This window comes from Rhizobium johnstonii 3841 (assembly GCF_000009265.1).
GTDB lineage: Bacteria > Pseudomonadota > Alphaproteobacteria > Rhizobiales > Rhizobiaceae > Rhizobium > Rhizobium acaciae.
The window spans coordinates 742,055-757,889 of sequence record NC_008378.1; the positions used below are offsets into that span (position 1 = coordinate 742,055).

Here is a 15,835-nt window from a genome sequence, read left to right on the forward strand (position 1 = left end):
CCAGCATGAACACAACATCTGTCGATAACGCCGCCCTCCTGACGACGATCGATCGCGTGGCAACGGCTTTCAGCCGGCTCAGAGGCATCAAGGAAGGTCTCGTGACGGGAAATTCCGCCTCCGGAATCCAGTTCGACGAATGGGACTGGGAAGTCGGCGTCGGTCTTTACGGCTTCCTGCGGCGCGCCATTTCCACCAATGATCAGAAAGCGCTGCAGGAACTCGTCGCCTGGTATGCCGGCCAGATCGAACGCGGCTTGCCGCCGCGCCAGATCAACAGCACGGCGCCGATGCTGCCGCTTGCAATCCTCGTCCAGCATGTCGACCGTCCCGATTTTCGTGCTCTCGTCGAGGACTGGGCCGAATGGCTCGTCAAGGAACTGCCGAAGACCGAAGACGGCGGCTTTCAGCACGTCGTCAAGGAGCGTCTCAACGAGGGCGAATTGTGGGACGATACGCTGTTCATGGCCTGCCTGTTTCTCGCCCGGGCCGGCGTGCTCTGCGAGCGCAGCGAATGGATCGACGAGGCCGTCTATCAGTTCGTGATCCACACCCGCTACCTTTCCGACCCGGTCAGCGGGCTCTGGTATCATGGCTGGACCTTCAACGGGCGGCACAATTTCGCCAATGCCTTCTGGGCGCGCGGCAATGCATGGATCACCGTCGCCATCCCCGAGCTCTTCGACCTCGTTCCGACGCTTGGCGAGAAGGACCGGCGTTTTCTGTCGAATGTTCTCGTCAGCCAGGTGCGCTCTTTGAAAGCATACCAGCGGCCGGACGGCATGTTCACGACGCTTCTGGACGATCCGTCTTCGCCGCTGGAAACCTCAGCCACGGCAGGCATTGCCTATGGCATATTGCGCGCCATCGATGCCGGCATTCTCGACAAGGACGACAGGGCCTATGCGGAGCGCGCGCTTGCGGCGGTGCTGGCGCAGATCGACGAAGAAGGCGTCGTCCACGGCGTCTCGGACGGCACGCCGATGGGCCATGACCTCGATTTCTACAGGCGCATTCCGAACGTGCCGACGCCTTATGGCCAGGCGCTGACCATGCTGCTCCTGACGGAAGTTTTTCTCGAGAACGGCAATCGCCAATGAGCCCTCTATCTCTCGTCGCGATCGACCCGGCGCAGGGCGACGATACGGTGCGCCTGCAGGCGACCATCGACGGCCTGTCGGCTTCGGGCGGCGGACGCGTGGAGCTCATGGCCGGCATCCATATCTGCCGCGGGCTCCAGCTCAGATCCGGTGTCGACCTTCATCTGGCCGCCGGCGCGATCCTGCGTCCCGTTCCGGACTATGCCGCCTATGCGCATACGAGTGTTTCGGTGATCGCCGAAAAATCGGACCGCGGGATGATCGTTGCCAAGGATGCACGGCGGATCAGCCTGACGGGGGCGGGCCGCATCGAAGCCGGTTGTGAGAGCTTCATTGTGGGAGACGACGAGACGGTGGGAACCTTCATCCCGGCCGAATTTCGGCCTCGCGTCGTCGTCTTCGAGGGTTGCGACGAGGTCGAGATCAGCTCCGTCCATATCTGCCGGTCGCCGATGTGGACGCTGCACTTCGTCAACTGCACCGATGTCGCCGTCAGGAACGTGACCATCGACAACGACCGCCGCCTTCCCAACACCGACGGCATCGTGCTGGATGCCTGCCGCGGCGCCGTCATCGAGGACTGCCGGATATCGACGGCCGACGACGGCATATGCCTGAAGACGAGCATCGGCCCTGATCGTGTCGCCATCGGGCGATGCGAGAATATTCTCGTCCGCCGCTGCTCCGTTCAGAGCCTCAGCTGCGCGTTGAAGATCGGCACGGAAACGCATGGCGACGTCACCAATGTCGTGTTCGAGGATTGCAGCGTCTCATCCTCCAACAGGGCGCTGGGTGTCTTTTCCCGCGACGGCGGCCGGATATCGAACGTAAGGTTTTCGAGAATTGCGGTAGAGTGCCGCGAGACCCCCGATGGTTTCTGGGGCTCGGGGGAGGCGCTGACGGTCAATGTCGTCGATCGTGTCGCGGAACGCACGGCGGGCGCCATCGAAAATCTCATCGTCGAGGACATCACCGGTCGGATGGAGGGGGCGATCACGGTCATTTCGACCTCGTCGGCCGGCATCCGGAACGCATCGTTGGCGCGCATCGCTATAGACCAGCAGCCGGGCCAACTCGGCACGGCGCGGTCCTACGATTTGCGTCCAACGAACGCCGACCTTTCCCCGAAAGCCGATGGCGGCGGCCGCGCCAATGCCTGGACCCGCGGGTCGGACGGGCGAGTGATCGGTCTTGAGCACTATCCGGGAGGAATGCCGGCCGTCTACGTGGCTGATGTCGCCGGGATATCGATGAACGAGGTGCGGATCACGAGGCCGACACCCCTGCCGCAAGGCTGGAACAAAAACGACGCTGTCTTCGAAACGGCGGCACCTGATGGGAGTGGGACATGGCAGAACTAAAACTTTCCAGCGTCAACAAGTCGTATGGCTCGGTCAAAGTCCTGCATGACGTCGAACTCGATATCCAAGACGGCGAGTTCGTCGTCTTCGTCGGTCCGTCGGGATGCGGCAAGTCGACCTTGCTGCGTGTAATCGCCGGCCTCGAAGAGGTCACGGAGGGCGCAATCGCGATCGGGGGCCGCGACGTCAGCGCGCTCTCGCCGGCAGAGCGCAAGATCGCAATGGTCTTCCAGTCCTACGCGCTCTATCCGCATATGAGCGTTCGCAAGAACCTCGCTTTCGGCCTGGAGAACCTGAAATTCAAACGCGCCGAGATCGAGGCGCGGATTGCCGAAGCCGCCAGGATGCTGGCGATCGAACCCTATCTGGACCGGCGCCCGAAGCAGCTTTCGGGCGGCCAGCGCCAGCGCGTGGCGATCGGCCGGGCCATCGTGCGCGAACCTGACATTTTCCTCTTCGACGAGCCGCTGTCCAATCTCGACGCCGCCTTGCGCGTGCAGACCCGGGCCGAGATCACCAAGCTCCACCGTGAGATCAAGACGACGATGATCTATGTCACGCATGACCAGGTCGAGGCGATGACGATGGCAGACAAGATCGTCGTGCTGCGCGCCGGGCGGGTCGAGCAGGTCGGAGCGCCGCTGGACCTGTTCGACAGCCCGCGCAATCTCTTCGTCGCCGGCTTCCTCGGCTCGCCGCGCATGAACATCATCAAGGGCAAGGTCGCTGGCATCGAGGAAAGCGGCGTCGTCATCGATGTGGGCAATGGTGGCAAGGTCGTCAGCGATGTCGATCCCGCCGGCATTGCGGTCGGACAGGCTGTTCTCGCCGGCATCCGGCCCGCGCATTTTTCACGCTCCAGCGAGCAGGGCTTGCCGTTCATCGTCCAGTATCACGAGGGCCTCGGCACCGAGACCTATGTCTATGGCAACCTTGCAGGCCATGACGAGCAGATCATCATTCATGAGGCCGGCCACTTCGCGCCGGCGCCCGGTGATCACATCCTGATCGACGCCGCCCCGGGCCGGGTTCATCTGTTCGATCCCGAAAGCGGCCTGGCTTTTGCCCGGCGGCCCGGGCAGGGGAGGCGCTGAACATGGCGGCGCTCAAGGCAGGTGCATTGCTGTCCCAGACAGGGGAAACGGCGATGAGAGTGGTCGAAGCCCCGATAAATGTGATCGAGCGCATCTTCGGCCGCAAGCGTATGCCATGGCTGTTCCTGGCGCCGAACCTCGTTCTGTTCGCCATCTTCACGTTCCTTCCGATCGCGATCGCGATCGGGTACGCCTTCACCGGCGGCACCAATCTTTTCGTCTCGGAGCGTCCCTTCGTCGGCTTGGATAATTTCCGCACGCTGCTTTCCTGCGGCAATTATCTGCAGCCGGGAACCTGCCAGGAATCGCTGTTCTGGACGGCTGTGTGGAATACGCTCTGGTTCGTGGCCCTCAATGTCGTCGCCACATTGCTGGTGGCGCTGATCACGGCGCTGATCCTCAATCGGGCGATCGTCGCGCGCGGCTTCTTCAGGGCGATGTTCTTTTATCCCGTCCTGCTGTCGCCCGTCGTCATCGGCCTCATCTGGAAATGGTTTCTCGATCGTAACGGGCTGCTGAACGCTTTCTTCCAGATGATCGGCATCCCCCCGGAGATCTTCCTGCTCGACGTCGGCTGGTCGCGCTTCTTCGTCGTCGTGGTGTCGGTCTGGTTCCACATGGGCTTTTACACGCTCATTCTGCTCGCCGGCCTCCAGGCTATCCCGAAGGAACTCTACGAGGCTGCCTCCATCGATGCCGCTTCGCCGCGCCGCACGCTGTTCAGGATCACGCTTCCCCTGCTGGCCCCGAACCTCTTGGTCGTGTTCATTCTTTTGATGATCAAGTCCGTCCAGATCTTCGACGAGGCCTGGGTTCTGACCAATGGCGGCGGCCCCGGCACGGCCAACAGCTTCATCGTCCAGTATATCTACCAGATGGCATTCGGCAGCGATCTTCGCCTCTTCGGTCTCGCATCCGCGGCATCGGTTCTCATGGGGCTGGTGCTTCTGGTTCTCACCCTCATACAGCTGCGCGTCGGCAAGCGAATGGAGTCCTGAGATGAACCCGATCAGCTTTTTCACGCGCACACGCCGGGCCGGACGCATCGATATAACCGACATATTGTCATGGGTCTGGCTGATCGGCGGAACCTTCGTGGTGTTGCTTCCGGTCCTCTGGGCGGGCCTCTCCTCGCTGAAGCCGGCCGCCGAGATCACCCGGTTTCCGCCGACGCTGCTTCCTCGGGCCGCCGTCGAGCAGACCGTGCCCGGCTTCGACAAGCCGCTGAGCCTCTGGAAGGTTACCGTCGACGGCCAGATGCGCGAAATGGCCATGGTCCGCCGCATCGGCCTCAAGGCCCAGATGGTCGATCCCGCAAATCCGGGACCACCCGTCAGCGTCGACGTCAAGGGGATGACGCCGGTGCAGAAGCTGACGGTCGCCACGCAGAATTACACCGATCCGCTAACGCGCTTCAACTTCCTGACCTTCCTCAAGAATTCAGTGTTCGTCACCTTCGTCGCAACGCTTCTGACGCTCATCGTCAACGCCATGGCGGCCTTCGCCCTGTCAAAATACAAATTTGCAGGGGATACGACGGTCTTCGTCATCATCATTTCAACGCTGATGATCCCGCTCGCGGTCGTCATGGTGCCGGCCTATCTCGTCATCGTCGGGGTCGGGCTTGCCGATAACCTCTGGGGCGTCATCCTGCCGACGGTCGCCTCTCCGACCGCCGTCTTCCTGCTGCGGCAATATATGCTGACCATACCCGACGAGCTGATAGAGGCGGCGCGCGTCGATGCGGCGAGCGAATTCTGCATCTTCTGGCGCATCATCCTGCCGCTGACGGCGCCGGCGCTCGCGGTGCTGGCGATCTTTTCCGTACTCTGGCGATGGAACGACTTCCTCTGGCCGCTCATCGTCCTCAACAGCCGCGAGAATTTCACCCTGCAGGTCGGCCTGAATGCATTCCAGGGAGAGTTCTCGGTGCAGTGGCACTATATCCTGGCGATGACGTTCCTCAGCCTGCTGCCTGTCACCGTCGTCTTCCTGTTCCTGCAGAAATACATCACCACGGGCATCGCCGGAACAGGCATGAAATGAGCGGCAAGGCGTGGAGCTAGACCTCCCCGCAATCGCCGAACGACCCCTACCACGTCTTCCTCCCGGCTGAGGCGCGTCGCATTGAACCTGGTTCATGCGGCGCGTTTCGGTGTTTGTCTTTGTGCATGGCTCTCAAAATCGTCGTCCATTTTGTGGGCGGCTCCGCGGCGAGCGTAGCGATTGCCATCGGGGCCGGCGGTCTCCGCGACCTGATGGGCGGCCGTTTTAGGCTATGTTGACGACGATTTCAAAATGCTACGGCGTCCTGCAAATATCACAAAACGGTTTCGAAGAGCGGGATCAGGGCCGCGCCGATTGCGCCGGGGGCATCGGTTATCTGTGCCACGGCAAGCCTGGGAACATCGCGTAAAACGCCATGCCGAGGCAGATTGTTGAAGTCTGTGCGTTCGATCAGCATTCTCGCCAGTGAATGCGGAAGCTCGCCGCCGAGGACGATCAATGCCGGATCAAATATTGCGCAGATCGCATTAATGGCTCGATTGTGGGCCGGCGTGACGCGGTCGACCCACTCCGTGACACCATCCCAGTCCATCAGCTTCTCGTCCTTCAGGTCTCTCAGGGTCAAGTTCGAGCGCCCCTTGGAACGAAGATGTTCAAGCAGGACGCCGAGTGCAGGGCGTTCCTCATAGTCCTGACGTCCGAAGAGAACGGAAAATTCGCCGGCGTTGCCGAAATTGCCGCGAAACGGCATGCCTCCGGAAACCAGGCCGCCGCCATAGCCATGAAGATGGGCGATGTAGGCGAAATCCGCGACATCCCGGCCGACACCGAAAATGGCTTCCGCCAAGGCTGCGGTCCTGGCGACATTGTCTGCCCAGACCGGCAGGCCAAGTTGCTCTCCAAGCAAAGGTGCCAGGTCGATCAATGACCAATGAGCGAGCGGCAAGGGGCAATTGAAGGCCGTCTCCAGCATACGGTGGCCGGCGACGGCCAGGCCGACGCCGAGGACGTCACGCCGTTTGGCGCCCCGGCGGGCAAGAAGCTCTTCGACCGCCGCTTCGATCCGCTCCATTTCAGCGGATAGCGAGGAGCCCGCCTGTGGGATTTCCATTTTTTCCAAAGGCTCGCCGAAACCCATGAGGCAAAGGCCGATCGAACCGACGTTCACGGAGATGCCCAGGGTTAAACACCATTCTTTGCGAAGGGTCAGCTCCGGGCTGGGCGGTCCCGGGCGCCGGGTTTCCGAATGGGAAAAGACGAGCATTCCTCGCTCATGAAGCCGCGCGACGATCCTGTGCAACGATTGCTGGGTGAGATCGAGCGGCTCTGTCAGGTCGGAGCGCTCGATCCCCGGAGACTTCCAGATCAGCCGCAACAGATCACGCTCGTTGCGGGAAGCTACGCGCACGGGTTGTGTGTCTCGCAAAAAATGCGCGGCAACATGGTTTAGCGGATCATACTTCATTTTCGGTTCGTTTTAATTTACACTGTGAGTGTGAACCACATTGGGAGGGCATTTTGCTTCTGTCAAACAGGGAATTCGATCCCCGGTTTGCCGGCTCTGCTTACTTCATCGAGGTTGGCCAAGCCAGCCGAATGACAGCAATTCACGAAGGTGGAGGTGATCGTGCCCCATGCGTTTGGAAGGCACGATATCGGCGACGCAGCGATCTCAAGCGAGATGGAGCGCTTGATAGGCGGGTCGGGGTGTGGAAGAGGAAAGAACCGAGTTGCAGATATCGTTGAGATCCGAAAATACGGCGCGCGCTCCCGAGCGTGACGCATACGGGTTTGCGCCAACGCATGAAGGCAGTGACTTCGAGTCGATGGTTCGTGCCTATTCTGCAGGCTACGGGGTGTTTGGCGCGAAGCCGCTGAGCAACGACCGGGCCTTTGCCTGGGCAGCGGACTTGAGAACAAGTGAGGCATTTACGGCACTTCATTCCGTCTATCAGAGCTCCTGGACAATACGAACGCTCGATGAGACGCCGCAACACCTTGCGTTTTACATTCCGCACACGGGATCCTTCCGGCTGTCCATTGGAAGAAAGGTGGTTGAAAGTGGAGCGGGTCATCTTCTCATGGCCAACAACCACGAAGCTGGCGATCGTTTCATCCAAGGCCCGCACTGCTCGGATGCTCTCTTCCTGGACTGGAAAATTGTCAGGCGAATGCTCGTTTCACTGGTGGAAACGCCGATCCTCGAGTCGCTTGACCTTGAGCCCGTTGTGGATCTCGCAACACCATCGGGTCAGCTTATCGGCAGTCTGGTGCAGACGATCGTGCAGGGCATGCGCAATGGCGGTCCGCTTCTGTCTTCACCTCTGGCCTTGGCGGCGATGAGTGAAACGCTCGCTAACCTTGTGATTCGGTTTGGCCGCCACCGTCTTTCCGGCCATTTGGAAAAACAGAAAGTGTGTTTGGTCGCGCCGTGGCATGTCCGGCGTGCTATCGACTATATGCACGCCAATATCGCAGAGCCCCTCACCATGACGATGGTTGCCGATGGTGTCGGTGTTTCACTTCGCGCGCTGCAAACCGGTTTCAGGGCCTTCCGGGGAACTTCACCGGCCGGTTACTTGCGCACGATCAGGCTGCAGGCAGCCCGCGACCAGTTGCAGGATCCGATGAATCAGCGATCCGTCCGCGAAATCTGCGCGATGTGGGGTTTTTCTCATGCCGGCAGGTTCTCTATTATCTACCGCAGCGCCTTTGGAGAAAGCCCGCGCGATACGCGCCTGCGGGCTGAGCGCTTGCGATAAAGAAGGACGCCGAAAAGTGTGAACGGTTTTCGGACAACATCATGCTCTAGAGCCTTTCCGGGTTAGATTGAAGCATTCTGTGGGCTCAAACGGAGTCGGATGGTCGACCGGCTGGCGCGCGTCGTAGCCCGGCTCTACGGCCAAGCCGGCCGGTCGATCAGCCGGCCCGTTTCAGCCAACCCGAAGGGCCGGGCATCTTCCCGCCAGGATCAAAGGAGATCGGCTCGGACGTACCTGGGGGTATGCCCTTCGCCAATCGCCTTTGCCCTGACGAAAACCTGCTCCGGCAGAATGCTTCAATCTAACCCGGAAAGGCTCTAGGAGCGCGGCGGTGCGATGCTGCCACGCAGGACGAGATGGCATCCGAGTTCCAGGCGATGGGCCGGCCGCTGCGGATCGTTGGCGATCAGCCTCTGTTCGATGAGCGCCAAAGCGGCAGCCCCGAGCTTGTCTGTGGGAACGCTGACCGTCGAGAGCGGCGGACGGCTGAATTCGCCGGGGACGATGTCGTCGAATCCCAGGACAGAAATCGCTTCCGGCACGCGTATGTCACGATCGGCCAATGCCTTCAGGCAGCCGAGCGCCAGATTGTCGGCCGCGCAGAAGACGGCGGTCGCCCCTTTCACCGTGGCATCGCGGTCGAGCAGCGCGTTGATGGCAGCCTCGCCGTGCCTGGGCTCATATCCCTCGGCCTCGACGACCATATTATCAGGCACCGGAAGCTGGGCGGCAAGATAGGCATCGGAAAAGCCGTCATATCGGCGCTGGATCGTCGTGCGGCCTTTCCATGTCAGATGCAGAATGCGGCGATGCCCGAGCGCCAGCAGGTGCTCGATGCCGAGCCGCGCCCCGAAGCGGTTTTCGGGGGTGACCGTATCGACCAGCATGGCGGGGTCTTCGCCGTTGACGATGACAACAGGCATATCGGGGGAGGCGAGGCTTCGGATCAGTTCCGGCTGATCGTCGTTCAGGACCACGATGCCGTCAGCGCGCTCCGCAAGCGCGAGCTGCCTGACCTGCGCGCCGTCGATGCGCCGGCCGGTGCTGACAAAGGGTACGATCCTGATCCCGCGGCGCTCGCACTCCCGTCGAAGGCCGTTGAGGATCGTCCAGCTCACCAGGTTGAGGTCGCTCTCCGGCGCGGCATCGTCGGGAATGGCGAGAAGCAGGACGCGTAAGGTCGCGATCGTCGCTTTCTTCCGCCGGCGGTCGAGGTAACCTAGGCGTTTTGCCGAATCGAGAACCCTCTCGCGAACCTCGACCGTCAGCGGCGCGGTTCCGTTCAGTGCGTGCGAGGCTGTGCTCAGCGATACGTCAGCATCGCGCGCGACATCCTTGAGATTGACTTTGCGTTCCACTTTTTCCGTCACGAATTGAGGTCGTGCCTTCGAAGGCATAGCTAACTCGATGTTTTTACATAAAAACTTCAAAAAATCTACGTGTTTGGCGCGGAATTATTCGTCATTCGGCCATCAGTGAGGTTTGGCAAGCAGGCCGTTGAGCAGCAGGTCGAAATAGGCCTGCAGGAAGGCCTCCTTGTTGGGAGTGGGCACGCGGCGGTCGTCGAATATCAGCCGCAGAACTGTTGTCGTCAGGATGGGCGCGACCACGATTTCGGAGAATTCCACCGGAACTTCGCGAAACTCCCCTGACGCCACACCCTCGAGAATGAGAGAGTCGACCTTGGCGATGATCGGCTCAATGAACTGATCGTGGTGGCGGTCGATCAGGTCGGGGAACCGGTGTCCTTCCGCAATGACGAGCCGCGTCAGCTCGCGGGTCGTGCGATCCTCGGCGATTTGTTCGTAGAGCAGGCCGAGAATGGAAATCAGCCGGTCGGTGGCGCTGCCGCTGAGGCTCTCGGTGATCCCCAGCAGTTCCTGAAACGGCACGGAGAAGTGGTGGATCATGGCTTCGAAAAGCTTCTCCTTCGTCTCGAAGTAGACATACACCGTACCCTTGGTGACGCCGACCCTGTCGGCGATGTCTTCGACGCGTGTGCCCGCGAAACCGCATCGCACGAATTCCTCGAAGGCGGCATCCAGGATCTGGATGGGCCGCAGCGCTTTCTGTTCCGCGCGCGTGATCTTCTTCTGAGCTGCCATTTGCCTCGCCTCCCTTGTTGCGCACGCCCTCGTCCCTGCGGGCGCAAAGCTTCATTGACTAATGGGTCAGTCAATTATATAGCAGCTGCCGTTGAGAGCAAGAGGTCAACTATGAGAACCATTCTGGTCGCCACAGCGATCGTATGCGCCGTCGGTCTCGGATCATGCAGCGATGAGCGCGGGCCGACTGAGCCAACCGCACGGCAGGTCGGTGTCGTCGTCGCCAAGCCTGAGCCGCTGGTCCAAGGTGGCGCGGTCACCGGCGAAGTCCGCGCCCGTGTCCAGACCGATCTGTCCTTCCGCGTCAGCGGCAAGATCGTCGAGCGGCTGGTGGAAGTCGGACAGTCCGTGAAGGCGGGGCAGCTCCTCGCGCGGATCGATCCCGAAGAGCAGAAGGCCGAGCTGGATGTGGCAGCTGCCAATCTTCAGTCGGCTGAGGCGCAGCAAACCCAGGCGCAGCTCGCATACGACCGCCAGCAGAGCCTGTTTCGAACGCAGGTTACGACGCGTGCGGCACTCGACCAGGCGCAGGAGGCGCTTCTGACCGCACAGGCATCGACGAAGTCGGCGCAGGCGCTGTTGGAAACCGCTCAGGATACTCTGTCCTACACAGAGCTGAAGGCGGACGCCGACGGGATGATCACCGCCCGCAATGCCGAGGTCGGGCAGGTGGCGCAGGCCGCCCAGGTCGTCTTCACGCTTGCCCATGACGGCGACCGGGATGCCGTCTTTGAAGTGGTCGAAAGCGCGTTCCTGCGGCCGATCGACGGCGACGGGACCGTGGCCCTTCTGTCGAACCCCTCGCAGAAGATCGCGGCGAAGGTTCGCGAGATTTCGCCGACGATCGATTCCTCCACCGGAACCATCAAGGTCAAGGTCGCGATATCGAGCGACGCTGCGATCCCTCTCGGCGCTCCCGTCGTCGGAAGATTCAATTATGTCTCGCAGGACGTCATCCAGCTTCCCTGGTCCGCCATGACATCCAAGGACGGCAAGCCGGCCGTCTGGATTGTCGATCCCGCATCGTCTGCGGTTTCGGCAAGGGCAGTGGATGTCTCCGGCTACGAGACCGGCAGCTTCATCGTCAAGTCAGGCGTGTCGGACGGAGAGGTCGTGGTGGCCGACGGAACCAAGTTCCTCAGGCCGGGTGAAATCGTGTCTTATGTCAAGGAAGCTTCCAAGTGATTATTCGTCCCAAGATAGTCGCACTGATGATGGGTACGGCCCTGATCTCCTCCTGCACGCCGCAGGAGGAAAGCAAGGAGGAAGCGCCCCGTCCCGTGCTGTCGACGACGGTCAAGCCAACGTCGTCTTCGAGCTTAAGCCTGACCGGCACGATCGAACCGACGATCGAGACCGAACTCGGCTTCCGGATTCTCGGGCGGATGATCGCCCGCAACGTCAATGTCGGCGATCTCGTCAAGAAGGATGATGTTGTTGCCGCCATCGATCCGCTGGCGCTGGAGCTTGCCGTGCGCAACGCGCAGTCGGACGTAGAGAACAGCGACGCCCAGCTCAGGAACGCGGTGACCACAGAGCAGCGCCAGCGCGCGTTGCTGGAGTCGCGCTCAGGCACCGAAGCCTCGCTCGAAGAGGCCGAACAGGCAAGGCGGACGGCGGCCGCAGCCGTCGCCAAGGCACAGGCCAATCTCGACAAGGCCACGGAGCAACTCGGCTACGCGCAGCTTCGGGCGGAATTCGACGGGGTGGTGACGGCGACCTCTGCTGAGGTCGGACAAGTGGTGTCGGCCGGCCAGACGGTCGTGACCATCGCACGGCCGGATAAGCGCGATGCCGTGGTCGACGTACCCCAGGCAGCCGCCCAGAAACTGAAGATCGGCGCGCCCTTCGAGGTGATGCTGCAGCTCGATCCGACCATCCGCACGTCCGGGATCGTGCGTGAAATAGCACCAGAGGCGGAGACCTCCACCCGCACGAGCAGGACCAAGATCGCGCTGAGCGATCCTCCCGCGACCTTCCGGCTGGGCTCGGTCATATCAGCCTCGGCAACCATTGCAGCCGATCCGCAGATCGTCCTGCCTTCCTCCGCAATCCTTGTCGGCAGCGACGGCCCGAGCGTCTGGATCGTCGATGCGCCGGCCAGGAAGGTATCGCTTCGCCGCGTGAAGATCGACGGCGACGTCGAAGACGGCGGCAGCGTCCGCGTCACCGAGGGGCTCGCCCCCGGAGAAAGGGTCGTCGTGGCAGGCGTGCATAAACTTGAAGATGGCCAGGCCATCAGGATCGACCAGGAGATCAGCCAGTGAAATCCTTCAACCTTTCCGACTGGGCGCTCGAACACCGTTCGCTCGTCTGGTACTTCCTGATCGTCTTCATTCTCGCAGGCGCTTTCTCCTACGTGAAGCTCGGCCGCGAGGAAGACCCGAACTTCACAATCAAGACGATGGTGATCACCGCCCAGTGGCCCGGCGCCTCCGCCGAAGAAGTGACGCGGCAGGTGACCGACAGGATCGAGAAGAAGCTCCAGGAACTGGAATCGCTGGATTACACCAAGAGCGAGACCGTTGCCGGCCAGACGACGGTCTTCGTCGAGCTGCTGCCGACGACCAAGGCAAAGGATGTCGCTCCCACCTGGCTGCGCATCCGCAACATGATCGCCGACATCAAGGGCGATTTCCCGACCGGCGTCGTCGGTCCTTTCTTCAACGATCGCTTCGGCGACGTGTTCGGAAATATCTACGCCTTCACCAGCGACGGCCTTACCCAGCGCCAGCTTCGCGATCTCGTGGAAAACGCCCGCTCCGAGGTCCTGACCGTTCCCAACGTCGGCAAGGTCGATGTGGTCGGCGCCCAGGACGAGGCGATCTATCTCGAATTCTCCACACGCCAGATCGCAGCACTCGGGATCGACCAGCAGTCGGTCATCCAGACCCTGCAGGCGCAGAATGCCGTCACGCAGTCCGGCTTCGTCGACGCCGGGCCGGAGCGCATCGCCTTGCGGGTGAGTGGACAATTCACGTCCGAGGAAAGTCTGAGATCGATCAATCTTCGGGTCAACGACCGCTTCTTTCCGCTGACCGACGTTGCCACGATCAAACGCGGCTACGTGGATCCGCCGTCGTCGCTGTTCCGGTTCAACGGCCAGCCTGCGATCGGGCTTGCGATCGGCATGAAGCAGGGCGCCAATCTTCTGGAGTTCGGCGAGGGGCTCGACGCGCAGATGAAACGTGTCGTCGCTGACCTTCCGATCGGCGTGGATGTCCACCGTGTTTCCGATCAGCCGGCCGTTGTCGACGAAGCGGTGTCCGGGTTTACTCGCGCGCTCTTCGAAGCGATCGTCATCGTGCTGATCATCAGCTTCATCAGCCTCGGTCTTCGCGCCGGCATGGTGGTGGCGATCTCCATTCCGCTCGTCCTGGCGATCACCTTCGTGGTGATGGAGTATTCCGGCATTTCGCTTCAGCGCATCTCGCTCGGCGCGCTCATCATCGCGCTCGGGCTGCTTGTCGACGATGCCATGATCGCCGTCGAGATGATGGTGGCCCGCCTGGAGGCGGGCGACGATCTCAGGAAGGCCGCCACCCACGTTTATACGTCGACCGCCTTTCCGATGCTGACGGGAACGCTCGTCACCGTAGCGGGCTTCATTCCGGTTGGTCTCAACAACAGCGCTGCCGGTGAATTCACCTTCACGCTTTTCGTGGTCATCGCGGTTTCGCTGATCGTCTCCTGGGTGGTGGCGGTGCTGTTCACGCCGCTTCTCGGCGTCACGATCCTGCCGAAGACGATGAAATCGCATCACGAGAAGAAGGGCCGCTTCGCCTCGGTCTTCTCCCGGCTCCTGGGCCTGGCGATGCGCTGGCGCTGGGTCACCATCATTCTGACGGTCGGCGTTTTCGGGCTTTCGATTGGCGGCATGGGGCTGGTGCAGCAGCAGTTCTTTCCCAGCTCGGACAGGACCGAGCTCATCATCGACTGGAACCTCCCCCACAACAGTTCGATCGCCGAAACCAACAGGCAGATGGCCAGATTCGAAAAGGAGATGCTGGCCGACAACAACGATATCGATCATTGGACGACCTATGTCGGCCAGGGCGCCCCGCGCTTCATCCTGTCCTTCGACGTGCAGACGCCCAACGTGTCGTTCGGACAGACCATCATCGTCACCAAGGGGCTCGACGTGCGCGACAAGGTGCGGACGGAACTGCAGGATTATCTGACCAAGACCTTCCCCGGCACCGACGCCTTCGTCAAGCTTCTCGACATCGGTCCGCCGGTCGGCAAGCCGGTCCAGTACCGGGTCAGCGGCCCTGATATTCAAAAGGTCCGCGATCTCTCCCAGAAATTTGCCGGCGTCATCGGATCGCACCCGCTTCTGGCGAACATGGTCCTGGATTGGAATGAGCCGTCTCGCGTCGTGAAGGTCGATGTCCTGCAGGATAAGGCGCGCCAACTCGGCGTATCCTCCGAGGATATCGCCACCGCCCTTAACGGCATCGTCGAAGGCTCGACGGCCACCCAGGTTCGAGACGACATCTACCTGGTCAACGTCATCGGCCGCGCCAGGGCATCCGAGCGCGACTCCATCCAGACGCTGCAGAATCTTCAGCTTTCCACCTCCAACGGCAAGGTCGTGCCGCTCTCCGCCGTGGCCAATTTCCGCTATGAGCTCGAGCAGCCGACGATCTGGCGTCGTGACAGGCAGCCCACCATAACGGTCAAGGCGGCCGTCGTCGGTCCGACGCAACCGGCTACGATCGTCGACCAACTCAAGCCCAAGGTGGAAGAATTTCAGAAAAACCTTCCCGTGGGATACAAGGTGGAAGTGGGCGGGGCGGTCGAATCCAGCGCCGACTCACAGGGGCCGATCGTGGCGGTCGCTCCGCTGATGCTGTTTGCGATGGCGACGATCCTGATGATCCAGCTGCAAAGCTTCAGCCGCCTCTTCCTGGTGTTCGCGGTTGCGCCGACGGCCCTGATCGGCGTGGTCGCAGCACTTTTGCTGAGCAATGCTCCCATGGGCTTCGTCGCGATCCTCGGCGTGCTGGCTCTGATCGGCATCCTGATCCGCAACTCCGTCATCCTGGTCGTCCAGATCGAGCACCTACGCAGCGAAGGAATGGCGCCCTGGCAGGCGGTCATCGAGGCCACTGAACACCGCATGCGGCCGATCATGCTGACGGCCGCGGCGGCCACGCTGGCACTTATCCCGATCTCGCGCGAGATCTTCTGGGGGCCGATGGCCTACGCCATGATGGGCGGCATCGTCGTCGGAACCGCGCTCACCCTGCTGTTTCTGCCTGCGCTCTACGTCGCATGGTTCAGGATCCCGAGGGATGAAGGTGTTCAGGCCGAAGCCGCGGCAAAGGCATGAGCATGGGCCTTTACGTCCATCGCATGCGGCCGCCGCGGCGGCTGCATGTCCTGGTCTCCGAGGAGAGAGCT

General features: G+C 61.6%; 12 protein-coding genes. 9 read left to right on the forward strand and 3 right to left on the reverse strand.

Annotation, left to right across the window (positions count from 1 at the left end):
- Positions 1-5: 5 nt before the first annotated feature.
- The 5 genes from RL_RS36350 to RL_RS36370 are packed head-to-tail and all read left to right on the forward strand — an operon-like array spanning position 6 to position 5,601.
- A complete protein-coding gene (locus RL_RS36350) occupies positions 6-1,100 on the forward strand; it encodes a glycoside hydrolase family 88/105 protein (protein WP_011649441.1) in 1,095 nt (364 codons plus the stop codon).
- Entirely contained in the window at positions 1,097-2,461 is a 1,365-nt protein-coding gene (locus RL_RS36355; protein ID WP_011649442.1) for a glycoside hydrolase family 28 protein, read from the forward strand. Before RL_RS36350 ends, RL_RS36355 begins: the two co-directional genes overlap by 4 nt.
- Positions 2,449-3,555: an ABC transporter ATP-binding protein gene (locus tag RL_RS36360; RefSeq protein WP_011649443.1), complete on the forward strand. Its 1,107-nt coding sequence runs from the start codon at positions 2,449-2,451 to the stop codon at positions 3,553-3,555. Before RL_RS36355 ends, RL_RS36360 begins: the two co-directional genes overlap by 13 nt.
- A 2-nt stretch (positions 3,556-3,557) precedes the next feature.
- Positions 3,558-4,553, forward strand: a complete 996-nt coding sequence (locus RL_RS36365) for a carbohydrate ABC transporter permease (RefSeq protein ID WP_011649444.1) — start codon at positions 3,558-3,560, stop codon at positions 4,551-4,553.
- Between the two features lies 1 nt (position 4,554).
- Positions 4,555-5,601 carry a carbohydrate ABC transporter permease gene (locus RL_RS36370; protein ID WP_011649445.1) on the forward strand — a complete coding sequence of 349 codons (1,047 nt, stop codon included), beginning with the start codon at positions 4,555-4,557 and terminating at the stop codon, positions 5,599-5,601.
- A gap of 274 nt (positions 5,602-5,875) precedes the next feature.
- On the opposite strand, the gene RL_RS36375 is transcribed toward RL_RS36370, so the two are convergent.
- Positions 5,876-7,027 (reverse strand): ROK family transcriptional regulator, encoded by a 1,152-nt coding sequence (locus RL_RS36375; RefSeq protein WP_011649446.1) that lies wholly within the window; start codon positions 7,025-7,027, stop codon positions 5,876-5,878.
- Positions 7,028-7,271: 244 nt separating this feature from the next.
- On the opposite strand from RL_RS36375, the gene RL_RS36380 reads away from it, so the two are divergent.
- Entirely contained in the window at positions 7,272-8,324 is a 1,053-nt protein-coding gene (locus RL_RS36380) for an AraC family transcriptional regulator (protein ID WP_011649447.1), read from the forward strand.
- 317 nt (positions 8,325-8,641) lie between these two features.
- On the opposite strand, the gene RL_RS36385 is transcribed toward RL_RS36380, so the two are convergent.
- Positions 8,642-9,721 (reverse strand): LacI family DNA-binding transcriptional regulator, encoded by a 1,080-nt coding sequence (locus RL_RS36385; protein WP_173364468.1) that lies wholly within the window; start codon positions 9,719-9,721, stop codon positions 8,642-8,644.
- A gap of 75 nt (positions 9,722-9,796) precedes the next feature.
- Positions 9,797-10,429, reverse strand: coding sequence for a TetR/AcrR family transcriptional regulator (locus tag RL_RS36390; RefSeq protein WP_011649449.1), 633 nt, complete (start codon positions 10,427-10,429; stop codon positions 9,797-9,799).
- A gap of 111 nt (positions 10,430-10,540) precedes the next feature.
- On the opposite strand from RL_RS36390, the gene RL_RS36395 reads away from it, so the two are divergent.
- From RL_RS36395 to RL_RS36405, 3 genes are read left to right on the forward strand one after another with little or no spacing between them, the layout of a single operon-like run.
- Positions 10,541-11,614 carry an efflux RND transporter periplasmic adaptor subunit gene (locus tag RL_RS36395; protein ID WP_011649450.1) on the forward strand — a complete coding sequence of 358 codons (1,074 nt, stop codon included), beginning with the start codon at positions 10,541-10,543 and terminating at the stop codon, positions 11,612-11,614.
- A complete protein-coding gene (locus RL_RS36400) occupies positions 11,611-12,696 on the forward strand; it encodes an efflux RND transporter periplasmic adaptor subunit (protein WP_011649451.1) in 1,086 nt (361 codons plus the stop codon). Before RL_RS36395 ends, RL_RS36400 begins: the two co-directional genes overlap by 4 nt.
- On the forward strand, positions 12,693-15,764 hold the full coding sequence (locus RL_RS36405) for an efflux RND transporter permease subunit (RefSeq protein ID WP_011649452.1): 3,072 nt from the start codon (positions 12,693-12,695) through the stop codon (positions 15,762-15,764). Before RL_RS36400 ends, RL_RS36405 begins: the two co-directional genes overlap by 4 nt.
- Positions 15,765-15,835: the final 71 nt, after the last annotated feature.

Excerpts from the sequence above, each read along its gene's own strand:
- RL_RS36350 (WP_011649441.1), top strand. The coding sequence starts at position 6 with ATGAACACAACATCTGTCGATAACGCCGCCCTCCTGACGACGATCGAT.
- RL_RS36355 (WP_011649442.1), top strand. The coding sequence starts at position 1,097 with ATGAGCCCTCTATCTCTCGTCGCGATCGACCCGGCGCAGGGCGACGAT.
- RL_RS36360 (WP_011649443.1), top strand. The coding sequence starts at position 2,449 with ATGGCAGAACTAAAACTTTCCAGCGTCAACAAGTCGTATGGCTCGGTC.
- RL_RS36365 (WP_011649444.1), top strand. The coding sequence starts at position 3,558 with ATGGCGGCGCTCAAGGCAGGTGCATTGCTGTCCCAGACAGGGGAAACG.
- RL_RS36370 (WP_011649445.1), top strand. The coding sequence starts at position 4,555 with ATGAACCCGATCAGCTTTTTCACGCGCACACGCCGGGCCGGACGCATC.
- RL_RS36375 (WP_011649446.1), bottom strand. The coding sequence starts at position 7,027 with ATGAAGTATGATCCGCTAAACCATGTTGCCGCGCATTTTTTGCGAGAC.
- RL_RS36385 (WP_173364468.1), bottom strand. The coding sequence starts at position 9,721 with ATGCCTTCGAAGGCACGACCTCAATTCGTGACGGAAAAAGTGGAACGC.
- RL_RS36390 (WP_011649449.1), bottom strand. The coding sequence starts at position 10,429 with ATGGCAGCTCAGAAGAAGATCACGCGCGCGGAACAGAAAGCGCTGCGG.
- RL_RS36395 (WP_011649450.1), top strand. The coding sequence starts at position 10,541 with ATGAGAACCATTCTGGTCGCCACAGCGATCGTATGCGCCGTCGGTCTC.